The organism is Aeromonas sp. 604176 (assembly GCF_049170755.1).
Classification (GTDB): domain Bacteria; phylum Pseudomonadota; class Gammaproteobacteria; order Enterobacterales; family Aeromonadaceae; genus Aeromonas; species Aeromonas veronii_A.
The window spans coordinates 1-2,712 of the sequence record NZ_JAAKNE010000212.1 but is presented as its reverse complement, the minus strand read 5'-3'; the positions used below and the strand labels follow the sequence as shown (position 1 = coordinate 2,712).

Annotated in this window: 1 protein-coding gene; it reads right to left on the bottom strand. The window is 54.7% G+C overall.

Annotated features, from left to right (window positions below; translation table 11 throughout):
- Positions 1 to 426: 426 nt before the first annotated feature.
- Positions 427 to 2,709 (bottom strand): formate C-acetyltransferase, encoded by a 2,283-nt coding sequence (gene pflB / locus G5358_RS20685; protein ID WP_216962320.1) that lies wholly within the window; start codon positions 2,707 to 2,709, stop codon positions 427 to 429.
- Positions 2,710 to 2,712: the final 3 nt, after the last annotated feature.

Sequence of the window (2,712 nt, the reverse complement as noted above, 5' to 3'; positions counted from 1 at the left end):
CAGAGGCAGAGGCAGAGGCAGAGGCAGAGGCAGAGGCAGAGGCAGAGGCAGAGGCAGAGGCAGAGGCAGAGGCAGAGAATGATTCCATAGTCACAGGCTTATGGGTATTGCTTGATACCCGCGATGGCGCCTCTGTTCACCCCTTAAACCTGATCAGCTGTTCCACGAGCCATAGCAACACTGATGCAATGGCAGGCAAAGCAACCGCCTATCCCCTTAGAGCGCGAATAAAGCATAATCGCATTACAGACGAGGCCTAGGTCAATCCTGGTGAGCCCCTCCCCTTGATCCTCTTCAAATATCCAGTAACAACTGTTGTGGTTGCGATGGAACTGGGGGCGAGTCACAGGGGATGATTACTCCCCCTGAATCGCACGCATAAAAAAACCGGCACCTTGGCGCCGGTTTTTACTCACTGCGACTCGATTACAGAGCGGCAGTGAAGGTACGGGTGATGACGTCTTGCTGTTGTTCTTTGGTCAAAGAGTTGAAGCGAACGGCATAACCGGATACGCGGATGGTCAACTGCGGATATTTCTCCGGGTTTTCCATGGCGTCCAGCAGCATTTCACGGTTCATCACGTTAACGTTCAGGTGCTGACCACCTTCTACGTTGGCTTCGTGGTGGAAGTAACCGTCCATCAGGCCAGCCAGGTTGGCTTTCTGGGCTTCCATATCTTTACCCAGTGCGTTCGGTACGATGGAGAAGGTATAGGAGATACCATCTTTAGCGTAAGCGAACGGCAGCTTGGCAACGGAAGTCAGGGATGCAACAGCACCTTTCTGGTCACGACCGTGCATCGGGTTTGCACCCGGGCCGAACGGAGCACCGGCACGACGGCCATCCGGGGTGTTACCGGTCTTCTTGCCATATACCACGTTGGAGGTAATGGTCAGAACAGACTGGGTAGCAACAGCACCACGGTAGGTGTTCAGCTTTTGAATCTTCTTCATGAAGCGCTCAACCAGGTCACAGGCGATGTCATCGACGCGAGCGTCGTTGTTACCGAACTGCGGGTATTCGCCTTCGATTTCGAAGTCGATGGCAACGCCATCTTCGTCACGAATCGGCTTGACCTTGGCGTACTTGATAGCAGACAGGGAGTCAGCAGCTACAGACAGACCAGCAATACCACACGCCATGGTGCGATATACGTCACGGTCGTGCAGCGCCATCAGAGAGGCTTCGTAGCTGTACTTGTCGTGCATGTAGTGGATGATGTTCAGCGCAGCAACGTACTGCTTGGCCAGCCAATCCATGAAGTGATCCAGACGATCCATCACATCGTTGTATTCGAGGTACTCGGAGGTGATCTTGTCGGTCTTCGGACCCACTTGCAGTTTCAGCTTCTCATCCATACCGCCGTTGATTGCATACAGCATGGTCTTGGCCAGGTTGGCACGAGCCCCGAAGAACTGCATCTGCTTACCAACGATCATCGGGGATACACAGCAAGCGATGGCGTAGTCATCGTTGTTGAAATCCGGACGCATCAGATCGTCGTTCTCGTACTGAACAGAAGATGTCTCGATGGATACCTTGGCGCAGTACTTCTTGAAACCGACCGGCAGCTTCTCAGACCACAGGATGGTCAGGTTCGGCTCAGGGGACGGGCCCATGGTGTACAGGGTGTTCAGCATACGGAAGCTGTTCTTGGTGACCAGGGTACGGCCATCAACGCCCATACCAGCCAGGGTCTCGGTAGCCCACATCGGGTCGCCGGAGAACAGTGAATCGTATTCCGGGGTACGCAGGAAGCGAACCATACGCAGCTTCATGACCATGTGGTCCATCAGCTCCTGGGCTTCTTGCTCGGTGATCAGGCCTTTTTGCAGGTCACGCTCGATGTAGATGTCCAGGAAGCTGGAGGTACGACCGAAGGACATGGCAGCGCCGTTTTGGGACTTAACAGCAGCCAGGTAGGCAAAGTAAGTCCACTGAACTGCTTCGCGGGCATTGGTAGCCGGTACGGAGATATCGCAACCGTACTTGGCAGCCATCACCTTCATCTGTGCCAGGGCACGGTGCTGCTCGGAGATCTCTTCGCGCAGACGGATGGTGGCTTCCAAGTTTACACCGTTTTCCAGGTCAGCTTGCAGGGACTTGAACTGGGCCAGTTTGTCGGCCATCAGGAAGTCAACACCGTACAGAGCGACACGACGGTAGTCACCGATGATACGGCCACGGCCGTAGGCATCCGGCAAACCGGTGATAACACCAGACTTGCGGCAGTTCAGGATGTCTTTGGTGTAAACGTCAAACACGCCCTGGTTGTGAGTCTTGCGGTACTCGGTGAAGATCTTCTCGACCATCGGGTCCAGCTGACGACCGTACACTTCGCAAGAAGTTTTAACCATCTTGATACCGCCGTTGGCGATGATGGCGCGCTTCAGCGGCTTGTCAGTCTGCAGACCTACGATTTTCTCGAGGCTCTGATCGATATAACCGGCATCGTGTGCGGTAATGGTGGAGGGCAGGTCGGTGTCAAAATCGACCGGCGCGTGAGTGCGGTTCTCGATCTTGATCCCTTCCATGACCTTGTCCCACAGCTTGGTGGTCGCTTCGGTCGCGCCAGCCAGGAAGGACTCGTCACCTTCATACGGGGTGTAGTTCTTCTGGATGAAGTCACGGGTGTTGACAGAGGTCTGCCATTCACCGGCCGCGAAGCCTTCCCATGCTTTTTGGAACTGTTCGTTAAGTTCTGCCATTTT

Bases quoted from the DNA above. Each gene is read 5' to 3' on its own strand.
- pflB (WP_216962320.1), bottom strand. From the start codon at position 2,709: ATGGCAGAACTTAACGAACAGTTCCAAAAAGCATGGGAAGGCTTCGCG.